The organism is Streptomyces luteolus (assembly GCF_029968015.1).
Classification (GTDB): Bacteria; Actinomycetota; Actinomycetes; order Streptomycetales; family Streptomycetaceae; genus Streptomyces; species Streptomyces luteolus.
The window spans coordinates 20,282-38,158 of the sequence record NZ_JASCIS010000023.1 but is presented as its reverse complement, the minus strand read 5'-3'; the positions used below and the strand labels follow the sequence as shown (position 1 = coordinate 38,158).

18 protein-coding genes are annotated in these 17,877 nt (G+C 71.2%); 11 read left to right on the top strand and 7 right to left on the bottom strand.

The annotated features are described in order from the left end of the window. Window positions 1-246: 246 nt before the first annotated feature. Complete coding sequence (locus QIT00_RS22450; RefSeq protein ID WP_282537148.1) at window positions 247-537, top strand: hypothetical protein; 291 nt, start codon at window positions 247-249, stop codon at window positions 535-537. Between the two features lie 114 nt (window positions 538-651). Here QIT00_RS22450 and QIT00_RS22445 read toward each other — a convergent pair whose 3' ends face one another. Together QIT00_RS22445 and QIT00_RS22440 are read right to left on the bottom strand one after the other, a co-directional pair. Next, window positions 652-1,368 (bottom strand): RDD family protein, encoded by a 717-nt coding sequence (locus tag QIT00_RS22445; RefSeq protein ID WP_282537147.1) that lies wholly within the window; start codon window positions 1,366-1,368, stop codon window positions 652-654. Window positions 1,369-1,534: 166 nt separating this feature from the next. Continuing rightward, on the bottom strand, window positions 1,535-3,052 hold the full coding sequence (locus tag QIT00_RS22440; protein WP_282537146.1) for an RDD family protein: 1,518 nt from the start codon (window positions 3,050-3,052) through the stop codon (window positions 1,535-1,537). 245 nt (window positions 3,053-3,297) lie between these two features. On the opposite strand from QIT00_RS22440, the gene QIT00_RS22435 reads away from it, so the two are divergent. After that, window positions 3,298-3,771 (top strand): SsgA family sporulation/cell division regulator, encoded by a 474-nt coding sequence (locus QIT00_RS22435; protein WP_282537145.1) that lies wholly within the window; start codon window positions 3,298-3,300, stop codon window positions 3,769-3,771. Window positions 3,772-3,808: 37 nt separating this feature from the next. Here the strand turns inward: QIT00_RS22435 and QIT00_RS22430 are convergent, their stop codons facing one another. Beyond that, a complete protein-coding gene (locus QIT00_RS22430) occupies window positions 3,809-5,200 on the bottom strand; it encodes an FAD-binding oxidoreductase (RefSeq protein ID WP_282537144.1) in 1,392 nt (463 codons plus the stop codon). Window positions 5,201-5,309: 109 nt separating this feature from the next. Here QIT00_RS22430 and QIT00_RS22425 point away from each other — a divergent pair, with 109 nt between their 5' ends. After that, window positions 5,310-6,947: a tetratricopeptide repeat protein gene (locus QIT00_RS22425; protein ID WP_282537143.1), complete on the top strand. Its 1,638-nt coding sequence runs from the start codon at window positions 5,310-5,312 to the stop codon at window positions 6,945-6,947. Window positions 6,948-7,114: 167 nt separating this feature from the next. Here QIT00_RS22425 and hppD read toward each other — a convergent pair whose 3' ends face one another. Beyond that, window positions 7,115-8,263, bottom strand: a complete 1,149-nt coding sequence (hppD, locus tag QIT00_RS22420) for a 4-hydroxyphenylpyruvate dioxygenase (RefSeq protein WP_282537142.1) — start codon at window positions 8,261-8,263, stop codon at window positions 7,115-7,117. A gap of 128 nt (window positions 8,264-8,391) precedes the next feature. Here hppD and QIT00_RS22415 point away from each other — a divergent pair, with 128 nt between their 5' ends. The 7 genes from QIT00_RS22415 (at window position 8,392) to QIT00_RS22385 (ending at window position 13,613) form a co-directional block, all read left to right on the top strand. Further along, the gene (locus QIT00_RS22415) at window positions 8,392-8,901 is read left to right on the top strand and encodes an Lrp/AsnC family transcriptional regulator (RefSeq protein ID WP_282537141.1); all 510 of its coding nucleotides are present in this window, start codon (window positions 8,392-8,394) and stop codon (window positions 8,899-8,901) included. Between the two features lie 29 nt (window positions 8,902-8,930). Next, the gene (locus QIT00_RS22410) at window positions 8,931-9,578 is read left to right on the top strand and encodes an ABC transporter permease (RefSeq protein ID WP_282537140.1); all 648 of its coding nucleotides are present in this window, start codon (window positions 8,931-8,933) and stop codon (window positions 9,576-9,578) included. A gap of 40 nt (window positions 9,579-9,618) precedes the next feature. Next, the gene (locus QIT00_RS22405) at window positions 9,619-10,908 is read left to right on the top strand and encodes a betaine/proline/choline family ABC transporter ATP-binding protein (protein ID WP_282537139.1); all 1,290 of its coding nucleotides are present in this window, start codon (window positions 9,619-9,621) and stop codon (window positions 10,906-10,908) included. After that, window positions 10,905-11,780 (top strand): ABC transporter permease, encoded by an 876-nt coding sequence (locus QIT00_RS22400; RefSeq protein ID WP_282537138.1) that lies wholly within the window; start codon window positions 10,905-10,907, stop codon window positions 11,778-11,780. The genes QIT00_RS22405 and QIT00_RS22400 overlap by 4 nt, the downstream gene beginning before the upstream one ends. After that, on the top strand, window positions 11,777-12,757 hold the full coding sequence (locus QIT00_RS22395; RefSeq protein ID WP_282537137.1) for a glycine betaine ABC transporter substrate-binding protein: 981 nt from the start codon (window positions 11,777-11,779) through the stop codon (window positions 12,755-12,757). The genes QIT00_RS22400 and QIT00_RS22395 overlap by 4 nt, the downstream gene beginning before the upstream one ends. A gap of 89 nt (window positions 12,758-12,846) precedes the next feature. Beyond that, a complete protein-coding gene (locus QIT00_RS22390; RefSeq protein ID WP_282537136.1) occupies window positions 12,847-13,431 on the top strand; it encodes an ArsR/SmtB family transcription factor in 585 nt (194 codons plus the stop codon). Further along, a complete protein-coding gene (locus QIT00_RS22385) occupies window positions 13,428-13,613 on the top strand; it encodes a hypothetical protein (RefSeq protein WP_282537233.1) in 186 nt (61 codons plus the stop codon). The genes QIT00_RS22390 and QIT00_RS22385 overlap by 4 nt, the downstream gene beginning before the upstream one ends. On the opposite strand, the gene QIT00_RS22380 is transcribed toward QIT00_RS22385, so the two are convergent. Together QIT00_RS22380 and QIT00_RS22375 are read right to left on the bottom strand one after the other, a co-directional pair. Beyond that, complete coding sequence (locus QIT00_RS22380; RefSeq protein ID WP_282537135.1) at window positions 13,603-14,400, bottom strand: S16 family serine protease; 798 nt, start codon at window positions 14,398-14,400, stop codon at window positions 13,603-13,605. The two genes, QIT00_RS22385 and QIT00_RS22380, sit on opposite strands and share 11 nt — an antisense overlap. Before the next feature lie 59 nt (window positions 14,401-14,459). Next, on the bottom strand, window positions 14,460-15,101 hold the full coding sequence (locus QIT00_RS22375; protein ID WP_282537134.1) for an IclR family transcriptional regulator: 642 nt from the start codon (window positions 15,099-15,101) through the stop codon (window positions 14,460-14,462). A gap of 425 nt (window positions 15,102-15,526) precedes the next feature. Here QIT00_RS22375 and QIT00_RS22370 point away from each other — a divergent pair, with 425 nt between their 5' ends. Further along, the gene (locus QIT00_RS22370; RefSeq protein WP_282537133.1) at window positions 15,527-15,856 is read left to right on the top strand and encodes a hypothetical protein; all 330 of its coding nucleotides are present in this window, start codon (window positions 15,527-15,529) and stop codon (window positions 15,854-15,856) included. A gap of 60 nt (window positions 15,857-15,916) precedes the next feature. Here QIT00_RS22370 and QIT00_RS22365 read toward each other — a convergent pair whose 3' ends face one another. Further along, on the bottom strand, window positions 15,917-17,713 hold the full coding sequence (locus QIT00_RS22365; RefSeq protein WP_282537132.1) for a DEAD/DEAH box helicase: 1,797 nt from the start codon (window positions 17,711-17,713) through the stop codon (window positions 15,917-15,919). Window positions 17,714-17,877: the final 164 nt, after the last annotated feature.

Sequence of the window (17,877 nt, the reverse complement as noted above, 5' to 3'; positions counted from 1 at the left end):
GTATCCGGACGCCAACCGCCGTACGAAGGCGGCGCCCTGGGGCGCGTTCGTCTCGATGCGTGGACGATGGCGTGAGTCTGTGCGCCCCTCATGCTTCGGCGCTCCGCCCGCCGTGCCCAAGGTCACGCTTACTCGGCTGTTCGCTCGGGAATCCAGCGGAATAGCATGAGTTGACCGCGTGCTTGCTCTTTCCGAGACGTTCACCGCACCCCCGCATCTGCTGTCCAGAGGACGACGGAGTTCGCCATGCCCCGCCCGACCGCCGCACAGCTCGCCTACGGTTCCGCCACCGTGGTCTTCGCGACCCTCGCCATGCTGCTGCTCTCCCAGACGCGTTCGGGCATCGGCGTCGCCGTGATCGCCGTCGCCGCCCTCGCGCTCGGACTGCTCGTCGCGATGACCGTGCCGATGCCGGGCGCCGCGCCCCGGGTGCGGGCAGCCACGCAGCGGCCGGTGGCGGGCCCGGAGCCCCTCGCCGTACGACCTGTGGCCGGTGCCGCCGAGCCCCGTGTGACCGAGCACTCCCTGCGCAGCTGAGCTCTCCGACTCCCGTTCCCCGGAGCGGAGTTCGGGCCCGCGCACGGCACGCCGACGGGCCCGCGACACCTTCCGTCGCGGGCCCGTCGGCGTGCCGTGTGTCCTGGCTCTCGGTCAGCCCGTGCTGACCACCACCGTCTTCGCGGCCTTGTCGTGCAGGCCCTGCTTGTACGGCTTGTCGAAGAAGCTCCAGCCGCCGCAGATCGCGGTCCAGATGAAGTAGCAGCAGAACGCGAACGGCAGCCACAGCACGGCCGCCCGCACCAGCGAGGTCTGCAGGCTCGGCGTCGCCCCGTTGTCCAGATTCGCCGTCCGCAGCTTCATCAGCTGCTTGCCCGGCGTCTGCCCGCTCCTGGACGTGAACCAGGTGTCGTACGCCATGTAGAGGATCGCGGAGAGGACCGATCGGCCGAAGGTCGTGCCGTACTCGACCTCCGCGGTGTCGATCTCCACCTTCGTCCAGCCGAACGCCCAGGAGAGCAGGGCGACCACGATGCCGACGATGAGCATGTCGACGATCCGGGCGAGGGTGCGGCGCCCGCTGTCGGCCAGCGGAGGCATCCCGGCGAGCGGGTCGGCTCCGCCGTGACCCCCGCCGTACGGATCACCGCCGTAGGGCGGCGGGCCTCCACCGGGCGGTGGCGGACCCCCGCCGGGCGGAGGCGGACCGAAGCCGCCGGTGTCGCCGCCACCGGGAGGAGGCGGGGGCGAGCCGTACGGCGAGTCGTATGGGGAGCCACCGCCGCTTCCCGCGGGCGGCTGCTGCGGCTTGCTGAACGGATCGTCGTCCGGCGGAGGGCCCTGGCCGGGCGGCGGCGGTGGAGTGGTCATGCTGCCGAGTCGACCGCGATCACCTGCGGTGTGCATCCGCGGGGGGCTGAACGGGGTACTTCCCTTGCCCTCGTCCGGGGATCGGGAAACTGGGGGCTGCGCCCCCAGACCCCGCTCCCTTCCTCGGCCTGCGGCCTGGTCCTCAAACGCCGGACAGGCTGGTTTCTTACCCGGCGACGAAAGTCCGGGCCGCCTTGTCGTGCCAGCACTGGCGCCACGGGCGGTCCCACGTGCACCAGAGCACGCCGAGGACGCCGATCACCAGGACGCCGGGGATGCTGTAGACCAGCCAGCGGCGCAGGGCCGCCGAGAAGGTCGGGGCGACGTGCTCCTCGATGTCCCGGACCTCGACCTTGAGCAGCTTCTTGCCGAGCGTGAAGCCCCACTTCGACGTGGGCAGCGCCTCGTACAGCGCGCCGAAGACCAGGAGCACGGCGAGGACGATGCCGAAGTACAGGGACGTCGTGCCGTCGAGCAGCCACACCGTGGTCTCCACGCCGGACAGCTTCGCTTCCTGGATCTTGCCGTCGATGTGCTCGACGGCGCTGCTCACCAGCGGAAACGCGACGGCACCCGTGACCCCGCCCACGACGGCCGTGTCGATCAGACGGGCCGCGAGCCGCTTGCCGAGACCGGCGGGCCGGGCCGCGGCCTGGGCCTGCGCGGCCGCGAGGAACGGGTCCTCGGCGACCGGCTTGAACGGGGTGACCGGGCCGGCCTCCGCCTCCGGCCCCTGCGCGAGGTGCTGCACCTGCTGCGGCCAGGACGCGGCACCGCCGCCCGCGCCGGAGCTGACCGGGGCGCCGGACTGCTGCTGCGGGTAGCCGTAACCGGAGGCGGGCGCGGGGTGGCCGGGGGCGCCCTGCTGCGGGGTCGCGGGCTGCGGGTAGCCGTAGCCGGACGGGGCGTTCTGGGGCGGCGTGGGCTGCACCGGGTTCTGCTGGCCGGGCAGCGCGCGGATCGCCATCGTGCCCGGCTCGGCGGGCCGACTGGGCTGGTTCTGGCTGCCGGGCTGGTTCTGGCTGCCGGGCTGGTTCTGGCCGGGCGGGTTCTGGCCGGGGCGGACCGCGCGGACCATCATCGTGCCGTCGGCGGGCGGCTGCTGCCCCTGGCCCGGGTCGGCCGCGGGCTGCTGCTGTTCGCCCTGCGGGGCGCGGCCCGGCTTGAGGGCGCGGATCGTGACCGTGCCGTCGGTGCGCGGGGCCGGACCGGGGTGCGCGGACTGCTGCTCCTCGACGGGCTGTTGCTGGGCGGCGTGGGCCGCCTGCGCCGCCTGCTGCTCGTGCTCGCCGCCCCAGGAGACCCGGCCCTGCTCGGCGCCGAAGCCGGTCTGCCGGGAGGCGTCGGCCTGCCAGGCGGAGGCGGGCTCGGGCTGCTCGGGCTGCTCGGGCCGGTCGTACGCCTGGGCCGCGTCGAGGGCGGGGTCGGCCGCGGGCCCCGCGTCGAGGAACATCGGGCCGGTCTCCTCGGCCGGGGCGACCTGCTGCTCGGGGACGACGCCCGGCGCGGGCTCGGCGCCCCCGGGCGGCACCGGCATCGGCTCACCCTCGGCGGGTGCGGGGCGGCTGGTGCCGGGCACCCAGGCGGCGCCGTTCCAGTACCGGATGTATCCGGGGATGGAGGGGTCCGGGTAGTACCCACTCGTGGGGCTGCTGTCGCCGGGGGCCGGGGTGGGGGCGCTCATGGTCCGTCCGTAGTCCCGTATCTGTCTGGAGGGTGTTGTGGAAGTCCCACATCTATCAGACCGCCCGGGGGCACCGGGCGGGTCCCGTCGTTCCGTCCACTTTCCGGGCACATTCGGTGCCTGGGAAGAGTCCCGGAAAAAAACTTAGGAAAGTCGCGTAAGCAACGTCGGGCCGCGCGCTCTCTCCTCGTGCGGGCCTGCTCCACGGCCCCGCCCGAAGCGGAAGAGCGGAAGAGAGGCACGACATGCACACCATGGTGGAACGCGAACTCGAACTGAAGCTGGTCCTGTCCCCGGAGCGCAGCATCGCCGTACCGGCGCGGCTCACCTACCGCACAGACGACCCGTACGCCGTGCACATCACCTTCCACGTCGGCTCCGAGCAGCCGGTGAACTGGACCTTCGCGCGTGAACTCCTTGTCGAGGGCGTCTTCCGGCCGTGCGGCCACGGGGACGTACGGGTGTGGCCGACGAAGATGGACGGGCGCGGCGTCGTCCTGATGGCGCTCAGCTCGCCCGACGGCGACGCCCTCCTGGAGGCCCCGGCGGCGGCCGTCTCGGCATGGCTGGAGCGGACGCTGCGGGTGGTCCCGCCCGGCTCGGAGCCGGACCACCTCGGCATCGACGACGGCCTGGCGGACTTGCTCGCGCCGACCCCCGCGGACGACCTGTGGCTGCGCGACCCGTGGCCCTCGGACGAGTCCAAGGACGGCGAGTGAGCCGGGTGCCGGGCGGGAAGCCCGAACAGGCCCGGGATCAGAACAGCTTGCCGGGGTTGAGCAGGCCGAGCGGGTCGAAGGTCCGCTTGATGCCGCGCTGCAACTCGACGCCCACGGGGCCGATCTCGCGGGCCAGCCACTCCTTCTTGAGGACGCCCACGCCGTGCTCTCCGGTGATCGTGCCGCCGAGCTCCAGGCCGAGCGCCATGATCTCGTCGAAGGACTCGCGGGCGCGCCGGGACTCGTCCGGGTCCTGGGCGTCGAAGCAGACCGTGGGGTGCGTGTTGCCGTCGCCCGCGTGCGCGCAGACCCCGATGGTCAGGTCGTACTTCTCGGCGATACGGGCCGTGCCCTCCAGCATGTCGGCGAGGCGGGAGCGGGGCACGCAGACGTCGTCGATCATCGTGGTGCCCTTGACGGCCTCAAGCGCGGTGAGCGACAACCGCCTTGCCTGGAGCAGGAGTTCGGACTCGGCGTGGGTGTCGGCGGGCACCACCTCGGTGGCCCCGGAGGCCGCGCACAGCTCGCCGACGGCGGCCAGGTCGGCGGCCGGGTCCGCGGTGTCGAAGGCGGCGAGGAGCAGCGCCTCAGTGGTCTCCGGCAGGCCCATCTGCGCCAGGTCGTTGACGGCCCTGATGGTCGTACGGTCCATCAGTTCGAGGAGCGAGGGGACGCACCCCCCTTCCATGATCTTGCACACGGCCGCGCAGGCGTCGGCCGCCGAACCGAACTCGGCGGCGAGCGCGAGCTGCTGCGGCGGCTCCGGCTTCAGCGCGAGCACGGCGCGGACGACGATGCCGAGGCTGCCCTCGGAGCCGACGAAGAGGCGGGTGAGGTCGTACCCGGCGACGCCCTTGGCGGTGCGGCGCCCGGTCCGCAGGAGGCGGCCGTCGGCGAGGACGACGTCGAGCCCGAGGACGTACTCGGCGGTGACCCCGTACTTCACGCAGCACAGGCCGCCGGAGGCCGTGCCGATGTTGCCGCCGATGGTGCACTGCTCCCAACTGCTGGGATCCGGCGGGTAGTAGAGGCCGTGCTCGTTCACGGCGCGGGAGAGGGCGGCGTTGACGACGCCCGGCTCGACCACGGCGATCCGGTCGACCGGGCTGATCTCCAGGATGGCGTCCATCCTGGTCAGCGAGAGCACGATGCAGCCGTCGGAGGCGTTGGCGGCGCCGGAGAGGCCGGTCCGGGCACCCTGCGGGACGACGGGGACGCGCAGCGCGGTCGCGGTGCGCATCACGTGCTGCACCTCTTCGACCGTGCGCGGCAGTACGACGACGGCGGGGGCGCCCGCCTCGCAGAAGCTGGCCATGTCGTTCGCGTACGCGGCGGTGACGTCCGGGTCGGTGAGGACGGCTTCGGCGGGCAGGCCCTCGCGCAGTCGGGCGACGAGGTGACCGGGGTTGCTCTCGGAGACACCGTTCATGATCCAAGGGTCGCACCGGGGGCCATCGGTGTGAACCCGTCTGCGTCGCCCGGCGCATGCCGCGATGCGTTCGTCGTATGGGCCCACTTTCTGACGCACAGTGTGCGCCATGGAGATCGATCAGGATGCGCGTCAGGACTCGCGGGCGCCGCGCCGGCGCCGGGCCTCCTCCCCGCGCCGGGTGCTGCTCGCCTCGGTCGCGGGTGCCGTGGTCCTGGCCGGTGTGGTCACGCTCGTACCGCTGCTGCGGGACGGCGCGCCGCCGCCCGCGCTCGGCCCGGTGGGGCGGGCGCAGGCCGCGTACGGGGCGGGGGTTCCGGCGGCGCTGCCCGATCTGGCCGCGCTGATCGGCGACCGCGAGGCGCATCTGCGGCGCCATCCGGGCGACGAGGAGTCCTGGGCGGTGCTCGGCTCGGCCTATGTCGAGCAGGGCCGCAGGACCGCCGACCTGGCGTATCTGACGAAGGCCGACGAGGCCCTGAAGCGGTCCCTGGCGGCGCGTTCCGGCGAGGCGGGCAACGTGGAGGCCCTGGCCGGGATGGCGGTGCTCGCGAACGCGCGGCACGACTACCGCGCGGCGAAGAAGTACGGCGAGGCCGCGGTGGCGAGGGCGCCGGAGCGCTGGACGCTCTACCCGCTGCTGATCGAGGCGTACGGCTGGGTCGGCGACCACAAGGCGGTCGGCAAGGCCCTGGAGAAGCTGCAGAAACTGCGGTCGGGCAGCGCCGTGATGGCCCGTACCGCGCAGGTCTACCGGGACCGCGGCTGGCGTGAGGACTCGGCGGCGATCCTGTCGGACGCGGCGGCCCTCGCGGAGACGCCCGCCGAACAGGCCGCGTACCAGCACCGGTTCGGGGAGCTGATGTTCGAGCGCGGGGAGCCGGCCGCCGCGCTCAACTACTTCGAGGCGGCGCTGCGCACCGAGCCCGAGCACCACGCCTCGCTGGCGGGCAAGGGCCGCGCGCTGGCCGCGCTCGGCCGGACCTCGGACGCGACCATCAGCTACCAGGCGGCGATCGCGAGGATGCCGCGCCCCGAATACGCCCTGGAACTGGGCGAGTTGTACGAGTCGCTCGGCATGGAGCCCGCCTCGCAGGCGCAGTACGAGCTGCTGCGCGCGCGGGTCGAGGAGGAGAGCAAGGCCGGCGTCAACCACGCCCTGGTCCTCGGCCGCTTCGAGGCGGACCACGGCGACCCGGAGGCGGCGGTACGACGGCTGACCGCCGAGTACAAGCGCCAGCCCGGCCGGGAGGTCGGCGACGCCCTCGCCTGGGCGCTGCACCGCGCGGGCAAGAGCAAGAAGGCCCTGCCGTACGCGACGCGGGCGATGAAGGACGGCCCGATGAGCGCGCTGTTCGCGTACCACCGGGGCGAGATCGAGCGCGAGGTCGGCAAGTACGGCGCGGCCCGCCGCCACCTCCAGCAGGCGATGCGCGTCAACCCGCACTTCTCACCGCTGCTCGCGCCCTCCGCATCGGCGGCCCTGGACGCCCTCGGCGAGCCCCCGGAGGGCGGCCCGGCGAACATGCACGGGGGGCCGACGGCACCGCCGCCGGAGCCTGCGGCGCCGACGCGACCGGCTGCCCCCGACTCTCCGGCGCCGAAGCCGAGCCCGACGGCCACGCGTTCCCCGTCGCCGTCGGCCTCGCCTTCGAAGTCGTCCAAGCCGTCGAGGTCGCCCTCGCCCACGAAATCAGCCCGCTCAGAGCCAGAGAACGAGCCCAAATCAAGCCCGTCCGGCGCTTGAGGCCGAGCCCAAATCCAGCCGGTCCGGCGCTTGAGGCCGAGCCCAAATCAAGCCCGTCCGGCGCTTGAGGACGAGGCCGAAGGCCGAAATCAAGCCCGTCCGGCGTTTGAGGACGAGCCCGGAGGGCGATCGACCGAGCCCCGGACGACGTCCACCTGAACCCCGACCTACAAGTTGCCCCGCTTAGCCTGCTCCCGCTCAATCGCCTCGAACAGCGCCTTGAAGTTCCCCTTGCCGAAGCCCATCGACCCGTGCCGCTCGATCATCTCGAAGAACACGGTCGGCCGGTCCTGCACCGGCTTGGTGAAGATCTGCAGCAGGTAGCCGTCCTCGTCCCGGTCGACCAGGATCTTCAGCTCGCGCAGCGTCTCCACGGGCACGCGGGTCTCGCCCGCCCACTCGCCGAGGGTGTCGTAGTACGAGTCGGGGGTGTCGAGGAACTGGACGCCGCCGGCGCGCATCGTGCGTACCGTCTCGACGATGTCGTTGGTGGCGAGGGCGATGTGCTGGACGCCGGCGCCGCCGTAGAACTCCAGGTACTCGTCGATCTGCGACTTCTTCTTCGCGATCGCGGGCTCGTTGATCGGGAACTTGACCTTCAACGTCCCGTCCGCGACGACCTTCGACATCAGCGCGCTGTACTCGGTGGCGATGTCGTCGCCCACGAACTCCTTCATGTTCGTGAAGCCCATGACCTTGTTGTAGAAGGCCACCCACTCGTTCATCTTGCCGAGCTCGACGTTGCCGACGCAGTGGTCGATGGCCTGGAAGGTCCGCTTGGCCGGCGGCTCCACGATCGGCGCGGCGGCCTCGAAGCCCGGCAGGTACGGCCCGTCGTAGCCGGACCGCTCGACGAGGGTGTGCCGGGTCTTGCCGTACGTGGCGATCGCGGCGCGGACGACCGTGCCGTGCTCGTCCTTGGTGTCGTACGGCTCCTCGATGCCGGTGGCGCCGTGCTCGATCGCGTACGCGTAGGCGGCGCGGGCGTCCGGGACCTCGATGGCGAGGTCGACGACGCCGTCGCCGTGCTCGGCGACATGGGCTTCGAGGAAGCGGCCCCAGTCGGTGGCGGCCTTGATCACGGAGGTGAGGACGAACCGGGCGCCGCCGTTCTCCAGGACGTAACTGGCCGTCTCGCGGCTGCCGTTCTCGGGTCCCGAGTAGGCGACGAGCTTCATGCCGAAGGCGGTCGAGTAGTAGTGCGCGGCCTGCTTGGCGTTGCCCACGGCGAAGACGACCGCGTCCATTCCCTTGACCGGGAAGGGGTCGGCCTGCCGGGCGGTGTGGGGGGTGGTGACCTGCGTGGTGTCAGTCATGTTCGCAGGTTCTCTCCGTTCCACAAGGTGCGCAATAGTTCGCTGCTCCTCTGGTCAATGTGCCTAGCGGAGCGCCAATATGTCCGGACGATCTGTGCAGGATGACTACCGGGAGTGTGATCCACGCCATGTCTCTGGGAAAGCCGGTCGGACCCACCGTCGACGAGCTCGACGGCCGCCTCATCGTGCTGCTGGCCCGGGAGCCCCGGATCGGCGTCCTGGAGGCGTCACGGCGGCTCGGCGTGGCCCGCGGCACGGTGCAGGCGCGGCTCGACCGGCTTCAGTCGAACGGAGTCATCCGCGGCTTCGGCCCGGACGTCGACCCGGCCGCGCTCGGCTATCCGGTCACCGCGTTCGCGACCCTGGAGATCAAACAGGGCCAGGGAGCCGACGTACGCGCCCACTTGGCGACCGTGCCCGAGGTGCTCGAACTGCATACGACGACCGGCAGCGGGGACATGCTCTGCCGGCTCGTGGCCAGGTCGAACGCGGATCTCCAACGTGTGATCGACCGGGTTGTGGGTTTTGATGGCATCGTCCGGGCCGCCACGGCGATCGTCATGGAGAACCCCGTCCCGCTGCGGATCATCCCGCTGGTGGAACAGGCGGCGTCGCTTCATTCCCGTAAGGATGTTTGAGTCGACACGGAAGAGCCGAGGTGTACGGGGTGAACTTCTGGGATTACCTGGGCAACCGGCACCAGCAGCTGCTGACCGACGCCTACCAGCACGCCAGCGCGGTCTTCCAGTGCATGGTCGTGGCCACGGTGCTCGGCGTGATCATCGGAATCGTCACGTACCGCAGCGACTGGGCCGGCTCGCTCGCCACCACGACGACCTCCACGATCCTGACGGTCCCGTCGCTCGCCATGATCGGTCTGCTCATCCCGATCGTCGGGCTCGGCGTCGCGCCGACCGTGATCGCCCTGACCTTGTACGGGCTGCTGCCCATCGTGCGGAACTCGATCGTCGGGCTGCGCGGGGTCGATCCGTCCCTGGTGGACGCCGCCAAGGGCATCGGGATGTCGCGGGTGGCACGCCTTTTCCGGGTGGAGCTGCCGCTGGCCTGGCCGCCGATCCTCACCGGCATCCGGGTCTCCACGCAGATGCTGATGGGCATCGCCGCGATCGCCGCGTACGCGTCGGGTCCCGGCCTCGGCAACGAGATCTTCCGCGGCATCGCCTCCCTGGGCAGCAAGAACGCGCTGAACCAGGTGCTCGCGGGCACGCTCGGGATCATCGTCCTGGCGCTCCTTTTCGACGCCGCGTACGTCCTGATCGGACGGCTGACCATTCCGAGGGGGATCCGTGCCTGACTCCGTGCCTGACTCCGTGCCTGACTCCGAGCCTGAATCCGTGTCCGAGACCGCGACCGCGACCAGTACGGCGACGGCCACCGCGTCCACGGCGAAAGCGACCACCGGCGCCACCATCGAGCTGGAGAACCTCACCAAGCGCTACCCGGGCAGCCCCAACCCGGCGGTGGACGAGGTCAACATGGAGATCAAGGCGGGCGAGCTCGTCATCTTCGTCGGCCCCTCCGGCTGCGGTAAGTCCACGACGCTGAAGATGATCAACCGCCTGATCGAGCCGACCAGCGGCCGGATCCGCATCAACGGCGAGGACGTCACCGACATGGACCCGGTGAAGCTGCGCCGCAAGGTCGGATACGCGATCCAGTCCTCCGGGCTCTTCCCGCACATGACGGTCGCGCAGAACATCGCCCTGGTGCCGAAGATGGTCGGCTGGTCCAAGTCTAAGATCAAGAGCCGGGTCGAGGAGATGCTCGACCTCGTCGGCCTGGACCCGGGCGAGTTCCGCGGCCGCTATCCCCGCCAGCTCTCCGGCGGCCAGCAGCAACGCGTGGGCGTGGCACGGGCGTTGGCGGCCGACCCGCCCGTACTCCTGATGGACGAGCCGTTCGGCGCGGTCGACCCGATCACCCGCGACCACTTGCAGGACGAGCTGATCCGGCTCCAGCACGAGCTGCACAAGACCATCGTGTTCGTCACGCACGACTTCGACGAGGCCATCAAGCTGGGCGACCGGATCGCGGTCCTGAGGGAGCGCTCGCACATCGCCCAGTTCGACACCCCGGAGGCCATCCTCACCAACCCCGCCGACGACTTCGTCTCCGGTTTCGTCGGCGCGGGCGCGGCCCTGAAACGGCTCAACCTGACCCGCGTACGGGATGTGGAGGTGCGGGACTACCCGACGGTGACGGTGGACGATCCGCTGCAGGACATCTTCAACAAGCTCCGCTCCGGCAACACCAACGAGATCCTGCTCCTGGACAAGCGCGGCCGCCCGTACAAGTGGCTGCGGCGCGGCGACCTGATGCGCGCCCGCGGTTCGCTCGCCCGCGCGGGCACCCTCGTCCACGACACGGTGACCCGGGACGCCACCCTGCGCGACGCGCTTGAGGCGGTGCTCACGGACAACGCGGGCCGGGTCGCGGTGACGGGACGGCGGGGGGCGTACGAGGGCGTCGTCGACATGGAGACGCTGATGAACTCCGTGCACGAACTCCTGGAGGCCGACCGCCTGGACGCGGTCGAGCACCAGCACGAGCTGGAGGAGCAGCGCGCCGAGCACACCCACCGCGAGCAGGAGGGCGCCGATACAGGCGGGGAGGAGCGGGCGTGAACACCTCCCGCGGACCGTCGAGCCCCACGCCGCCCGCCCGGCCGGAGGGTGAGCACGAGGTCAAGGGCGTGCCGTTCCGGGACGTCGGCGAGGCGGAGGAGGCGGCCGCGCCCGAGCCGCCCGCCAAGGAGCCGCCGCGGATCACCTGGCAGAAGCTGACGTTCCTGCCCGCGGTCCTGGCGATCGTGCTGCTGATCACCTGGCTCTGGTTCCAGAACGCCGAGCTCGACTCGATCGCGGAGAACGCGCTGGCCGACGGCAATGTGTGGCTGCGCCTGCGCCAGCACGTCCAACTCACCGTGATCTCCACGTTCTTCGTGCTGATCATCGCGATCCCGCTGGGCATCCTGCTGACCCGCAAGCCGCTGCGGAAGGCGGCCCCGGTCGCGATGGCCCTGGCCAACATCGGGCAGGCGACCCCGGCGATCGGTCTGCTCGCGCTGCTCGTGATCTGGATGGGCATCGGACAGAAGGCCGCCCTGTTCGGCATCGTGATCTACGCGGTCCTCCCGGTCCTGTCCAACACGATCGCCGGTCTGAAGGCCAACGACCCGACGCTCCTGGAGGCCGCCCGCGGCATCGGCATGTCCCCGCTCGGCGTGCTCCGCAAGGTCGAACTCCCCCTCGCCGTACCGCTGATCCTCGCGGGCGTGCGGACCGCGCTCGTCCTGAACGTCGGCACGGCGACGCTCGCCACGTTCGGCGGGGGCGGCGGGCTCGGCGACCTGATCACGACGGGCATCACCAACCAGCGCATGTCGGTCCTGGTGCTCGGCTCGATCCTCACGGTGGCACTCGCCCTGCTCGTGGACTGGCTGGCGTCGCTCGCCGAGCTGTTGCTGCGCCCACGGGGTCTGGAGGTGGGGTCATGAGGCGGCGTACGAGCGCGATCGGTCTCGCGGCGGCCGCGGTCCTGGTCCCGTCGCTGCTCGCCGGGTGCGGGCTGACCAGCGGCTCCCCGATGGTCGACGACGTCAAGCCGGGCACGGTGGGCAAGGGCCGGCCCCTGGAGGGCGCCGATCTCACCGTCACGTCCAAGGAGTTCACCGAGCAGCTGATCCTCGGCCAGATCACCGGTATCGCGCTGCAGGCGGCCGGAGCGAAGGTGCTGGACCGCACCGGCATCCAGGGTTCGATCGGCGCCCGCGAGGCGGTCAAGAGCGGCGACGCGGACCTGATGTACGAGTACACGGGCACGGCCTGGATCACGTACCAGGGCAACACCGAACCGATCGACGACCCGCGGAAGCAGTGGGAGGCGGTGCGCGAGGCGGACAAGAAGAACGGCCTCACCTGGCTGCCGCCGTCCGAGCTGAACAACACCTACGCACTCGCCATGAACCAGGCCAACGCGAAGAAGTACAAGACGAGGACGCTCTCGGACGTGGCGGCGCTCGCGAAGTCCGACCCGAAGGCGGTCACGCTGTGCGTGGAGAGCGAGTTCGCCTCCCGCAACGACGGCCTGCCGGGCATGCAGAAGGCGTACGGGATGAGCATCCCGCCCGCCAACATCACCAAGATGGACACCGGCATCATCTACACGCAGGCCGCGAAGGGCACGTGCACGTACGGCGAGGTGTTCACGACCGACGGCCGCATCAAGGCGATGGACCTGACGGTGGTGGAGGACGACAAGCGGTTCTTCCCCAACTACAACGCCGCCCCCGAGATCAACACCGACTCGCTGAAGGAGTTCCCGGAGATCGCGGAGGTCCTGGCCCCGATCACGGCCAAGCTCAACAACGACGTGGCCCGCGAACTGAACGCCCGGGTGGACGTGGGCGGGGAGGACCCGCATTCGGTGGCTCTGGACTGGATGTTGGCTGAGGGGTTCGTCAAGGAGGGGTAGGGGGTTGGCGGGGCGCGCCCGTCACCGCACAAAGAGTTCGTTGCAAAGAAAGCGTTGCAACGTAGTCTTTGCATGGCTACGCTCAGGGCATGGCAGAGCCGAACGAGCACACCGTCCGAGATCTCGACCCGCGTTCACTGCGAGGGCTGGCGCATCCTCTGCGGGTGCGACTGATGGTCGCGCTGCGCGAAGGACCCGCCACGGCCTCCCAACTGGCCGACCGACTGGGCGAGTCCAGCGGGGCGACCAGCTACCACTTGCGCCAGCTCGCCGCGTACGGGTTCGTCGAGGACGCGCCCGAGCACGGCAAGGGGCGGGAGCGATGGTGGAAGGCCGCCCATCAGGGCATCCGGATCGGTGACTCGATCAAGCTCGACGCCTCCCCGGAGACCCGGGGCGCCGTCTCGACCCTGATGCACGAGAACGCGAGCCTGCACGCCCAGGAACTCTCCACCTGGCTGGGGACCATGCACGACTGGCCCGAGGAGTGGATCGTCGCCTCCGACGTGAGCGACTACAAGCTGCGGCTCACACCCGAGCGGACACGCGAGCTCAACGACAAGATCCACGCGCTCATCGAGAGCTACCAGGACGAACCTCCGGGCGCCCCGAACACCGCCCAGGTCCGGCTCCATCTGCATACGCTGCCACGCACCTTGGAGGACACGGAATGAACCCGATCGACCCGCACACCCACCTGCTCCTGCACACCCAGCGCGCCGCCGAACTGCAAGCCGCCGCCTACCGTCCGGTCCCGCGTACCCCCTTGCGCACTCAACTCGGCTGGTTACTCGTCGAGTTGGGGCTCAGGCTGGCTACCCCGCGGGTTCCTGGTGTGGTGGCGGTCAGCAGCTAGGGACCTTGCCGCCCTTGTCGAGCGCGCGGAGCGCGTCCACCGTGCCGTCGAGGGTGGTGACCGGGATCAGGCGTACGCCGTCGGGGAGTTCGGACTTCGCGTCGGCGCACTCCGGCTTCGGGACCAGGAAGACGCTCGCGCCGTCGCGGCCCGCCGCCTGCGTCTTCAGGGCCACGCCGCCGACCGGGCCGACCTTGCCGTCGGCGGTGATCGTTCCCGTACCGGCGATGGTGCGGCCGCCCGTGAGGTCGCCGCCGCTGCCGTCGCCGTCCAGCTTGTCGATGATGCCGAGCGTGAAGAGGAGTCCGGCGCTCGGGCCGCCGACGTCCTCCATCTGCAGCTCGACCCGTACGTCCTTCGGGCTCTCGTCCAGATAGTTCAGGGCCGCCGCGACCGCGTCGTCCTGGGACTTCCGCATCTCGCCTCGGTTGTGCTTCTCGATCTCCTCGGTGGTGTCACCGGTCGGGTAGACCGCCTCGCGCGGCAGCACGGCGCGGTCGGTGCGGAACCAGGCGTCGACCACATCGCCCAGGTCGACCTCCGTGTCCGGGGCCGTCGCCGCGATCGTCGTCATCAGGAGCTTGCCCTTGGTGGGCCGCGTGGGCGCGCCCTCGACGGTGATCACCTGTTCGCCCTTGTGATCGCCGAGCACGTCCTCGGTCGAGCCCGGCTGCGCCACGGCGAACGGCAGCGGCGCGAAGACGGTCACCCCGACGAGCGCCAGTACGGGGACGGCGCTGATGGCGAGAGCGGTACGGCGGGGGAGGGCGGCGAGGCGAGAGAGCACGGGGTCAATCTAGTCCGTGCGGGACCCGGCACCGTGGTCCGGGGTTCGGCCCTCCGCGGCTACCGCAGCGCGTCCGCGACCTCCTTCGCCGCGTCGAGGACCCGCTCCCCCACCCGCTCCGGCACGGAGTCCGCCAGCATCACGACGCCGACGCTGCCCTCGATGCCCGTCACCCCGATCAGCGGTGCCGCCGCGCCGCTCGCTCCGGCTTCCAGCTCGCCGTGGGTGAGCGTGTAGCCGGGGTCGTTGAGCAGGCCCTGGCGGGCGGAGAGTATCGCCTTGCCCGCGGCGCCCCGGTCGAGCGGATGCCGGAAGCCCGTGCGGTACGCCACGTGGTAGTCGGTCCACGTCGGCTCGACCACCGCCACGGCGAGCGCCTCCGCGCCGTCGACCATCGTCAGGTGCGCGGTGGCCCCTATGTCCTCGGCGAGGGCGCGCAGCGCGGGCAGGGCGGCCTCGCGGACCAGCGGGTGCACCTGCCGGCCGAGGCGCAGCACGCCGAGGCCGACACGGGCACGGCCGCCCAGGTCACGGCGGACCAGGGTGTGCTGCTCCAGGGTGGCGAGCAGTCGGTAGACCACGGTGCGGTTGACCCCGAGCTTGTTGGACAGTTCGGTGACGGTCAGGCCGTGGTCGGTGTCGGCGAGCAGTTTGAGGACCCGCAGGCCTCGGTCGAGCGTCTGGGAAGTCTCCGCGGTCACGACGCCCTCTCCTTAGAGGTGAGTCGAAAAGAGGCGGTCCGGGGCGCGCTCGCCCCGTGCCGCCCGGCACCGGCTGCGCTCCGAGGCGGCGTTGCCACGGGGCGTGTGCGTTTCCGGGGGACAGTAGCGAGCCCGTCCCGCTCAGCGGAAGACTTTGTCCAGAATCCGGGCACCCTGGTCAACGGACCGGCGTCGATCAGTTGCGGTATGCCCCTTAGGAGCCAGTTGCGGTATGCCCTTTTGGAGCCTTTGGGGACCTTGGCCATCCGGTGGCGTGCCCGGTTCGGGACCTCTGGCGCGCGACCGGGGACCTTTGCGGCCGCCACTGGTGCCGTACGCACATTACGTTGACGCTCAGCCGGTGCCACCCCCGGTGCACCCGAGCCGTTCCAGCTCCCGAGCCGTCACAGCAAAGGCCGCCGCACATGAAGCTTCGCCGTACCGCCCCCTGTGTCGCCGTCGCCGCCGCCACCGGTGCGCTCCTGTGGGCCGCGCCCGCCGCAGCCGCCTCTGCCACCCCAATCGCCTCTGCCACCTCAGCCGCCTCTGCCGCCTCTGCCGCCTCCGGCCCGCTCGCCCCGGCCCCGGCCTCGCCCTCAAAGGTCGCCGTGGTCGCGGCCCGCAGCGGGCCGGCCGAGCCGCTGCCCGAGCCGGACTCCGGTACGCAGTGGATCATCGGGGCCGGTGCGCTGACCCTGGCGGTCGGCACGGGCATGGTCGCGCTCGGCCGCCACCGGCCGGGCCGGAAGGGGTGACCGGGCGGGCGCGCGGCCCCAACTGCCCCTCCCCCGGGCTCACTTGCCCGGGAGCCCGGCTCACTTCATCCGGGTGGCCCACTCCTGTACCTTGGCGATCCGCTGCCGGATCTGGCCCGCCGTGGCCTCCGCGCTGGGCGGGCCGCCGCACACCCGGCGCAGCTCGGTGTGGATCACGCCGTGCGGCTTGCCCGACTGGTGGACGTAGGCGCTGACGATCGTGTTGAGCTTCTTACGGAGTTCCAGGAGCTCCTTGTGGGAGACGACCGGGCGGCGCTCGGCGGGCAGTTCGAGCAGGTCGGCGTCCTCGTCGGGCCTCTTCCGGCTGTGCGCGATCTGCCGGGCCTGGCGCTTCTGCAGCAGCATCTGCACCTGGTCGGGTTCGAGCAGCCCGGGAATGCCGAGGTAGTCCTGCTCCTCCTCGCTGCCCGGGTGGGCCTGCATGCCGAACTCGGCGCCGTCGTAGAGGACCCGGTCGAAGACCGCGTCGGACTCCAGCGCCTCGAAGGGCAGCATGTCCTGCTCGCCGGTGTCCTCGTCCTCCTGCTTGTTCGCCTCGTCCAGCTCCTTCTCGGACTCGGCGTACGGGTCCTCCTCGCCGTCCTTCTTCGGCTTGTCGAGGACGTGGTCGCGCTCGACCTCCATCTCGTTCGCGAAGCCGAGCAGGTCGGGGATGGTCGGCAGGAACACGGAGGCGGTCTCGCCGCGCCGCCTGGACCGTACGAAACGGCCTACGGCCTGGGCGAAGAACAGCGGGGTCGAGATCGTCGTCGCGTACACGCCGACCGCGAGGCGGGGCACGTCGACGCCCTCGGACACCATGCGGACGGCGACCATCCAGCGGTCGTCGCTCCCGCTGAAGTCGTCGATCCGCTTCGAGGCCCCGGTGTCGTCGGAGAGGACGAGCGTGGCCTTCGTCCCGGTGATCTCGCGGATCAGCTTGGCGTAGGCGCGGGCCGAGTCCTGGTCGGAGGCGATGACGAGGCCGCCCGCGTCCGGGATGCCCTTGCGGACCTCGGTGAGGCGCTGGTCGGCGGCCTTCAGGACGTTGGGCATCCAGTCGCCGCGCGGGTCGAGCGCGGTGCGCCAGGCCTGGCTGACGGCGTCCTTGGTCATCGGCTCGCCCAGGCGGGCCGCGATCTCGTCCCCCGCCTTCGTGCGCCAGCGCATGTTGCCGCTGTACGAGAGGAAGATGACGGGGCGGACGACTCCGTCGCCGAGGGCGTTGCCGTAGCCGTAGGTGTAGTCGGCGGAGGAGCGCCGGATGCCGTCGTTGCCCTCCTCGTACTGGACGAAGGGGATCGGGTTGGTGTCCGAGCGGAACGGTGTGCCGGTGAGGGCGAGGCGGCGGGTGGCGGGCTCGAACGCCTCCAGGCAGGCCTCGCCCCAGGACTTGGAGTCACCGGCGTGGTGGATCTCGTCGAGGATCACGAGGGTCTTGCGCTGCTCGACGCGGTTGCGGTGCAGCATGGGGCGCACGCCGACGCCCGCGTAGGTGATCGCGACCCCGTGGTACTCCTTGCTCAGCGGGCCCGCGCTGTACTCCGGGTCCAGCTTGATGCCTATCCGGGCCGCGGCCTCCGCCCACTGCTTCTTCAGGTGCTCGGTCGGCGCGACCACCGTCACCTGCTGCACGACGTGGTGGTGGAGCAGCCAGGAGGCGAGGGTCAGCGCGAACGTCGTCTTGCCTGCGCCGGGCGTCGCGACGGCGAGGAAGTCCCGCGGCTGCTCCTGGATGTACCGGTCCATGGCCCCCTGCTGCCAGGCCCGCAGCTTGTTCGCGGTGCCCCAGGGCGCGCGGCCGGGGAAGGCGGGGGAGAGGTGGTGGTTGGAGGTGGCGGCGGTCGAAGTAGTCACGGTCTCCGTCGGGGTTCCTGCGCGCGCGGCGCTCGGCTACGTATGACAACCGGGCCACCTTACCGGTGCGGGTTCACGGATCGGGGTGCCCTCTGCCCGGCCGACCGTGGGTGGGACTGGGGTCACATGGGTGGCGTGGAGGGTCGGGAGTGGCGTGCGCGAGC

Coding starts and splice junctions, on each gene's coding strand:
- QIT00_RS22450 (WP_282537148.1), top strand. CDS start 247: ATGCCCCGCCCGACCGCCGCACAGCTCGCCTACGGTTCCGCCACCGTG.
- QIT00_RS22395 (WP_282537137.1), top strand. CDS start 11,777: ATGAGGCGGCGTACGAGCGCGATCGGTCTCGCGGCGGCCGCGGTCCTG.
- QIT00_RS22390 (WP_282537136.1), top strand. CDS start 12,847: ATGGCAGAGCCGAACGAGCACACCGTCCGAGATCTCGACCCGCGTTCA.
- hppD (WP_282537142.1), bottom strand. CDS start 8,263: ATGACTGACACCACGCAGGTCACCACCCCCCACACCGCCCGGCAGGCC.
- QIT00_RS22385 (WP_282537233.1), top strand. CDS start 13,428: ATGAACCCGATCGACCCGCACACCCACCTGCTCCTGCACACCCAGCGC.
- QIT00_RS22445 (WP_282537147.1), bottom strand. CDS start 1,368: ATGACCACTCCACCGCCGCCGCCCGGCCAGGGCCCTCCGCCGGACGAC.
- QIT00_RS22425 (WP_282537143.1), top strand. CDS start 5,310: ATGGAGATCGATCAGGATGCGCGTCAGGACTCGCGGGCGCCGCGCCGG.
- QIT00_RS22430 (WP_282537144.1), bottom strand. CDS start 5,200: ATGAACGGTGTCTCCGAGAGCAACCCCGGTCACCTCGTCGCCCGACTG.
- QIT00_RS22435 (WP_282537145.1), top strand. CDS start 3,298: ATGCACACCATGGTGGAACGCGAACTCGAACTGAAGCTGGTCCTGTCC.
- QIT00_RS22415 (WP_282537141.1), top strand. CDS start 8,392: ATGTCTCTGGGAAAGCCGGTCGGACCCACCGTCGACGAGCTCGACGGC.
- QIT00_RS22440 (WP_282537146.1), bottom strand. CDS start 3,052: ATGAGCGCCCCCACCCCGGCCCCCGGCGACAGCAGCCCCACGAGTGGG.
- QIT00_RS22370 (WP_282537133.1), top strand. CDS start 15,527: ATGAAGCTTCGCCGTACCGCCCCCTGTGTCGCCGTCGCCGCCGCCACC.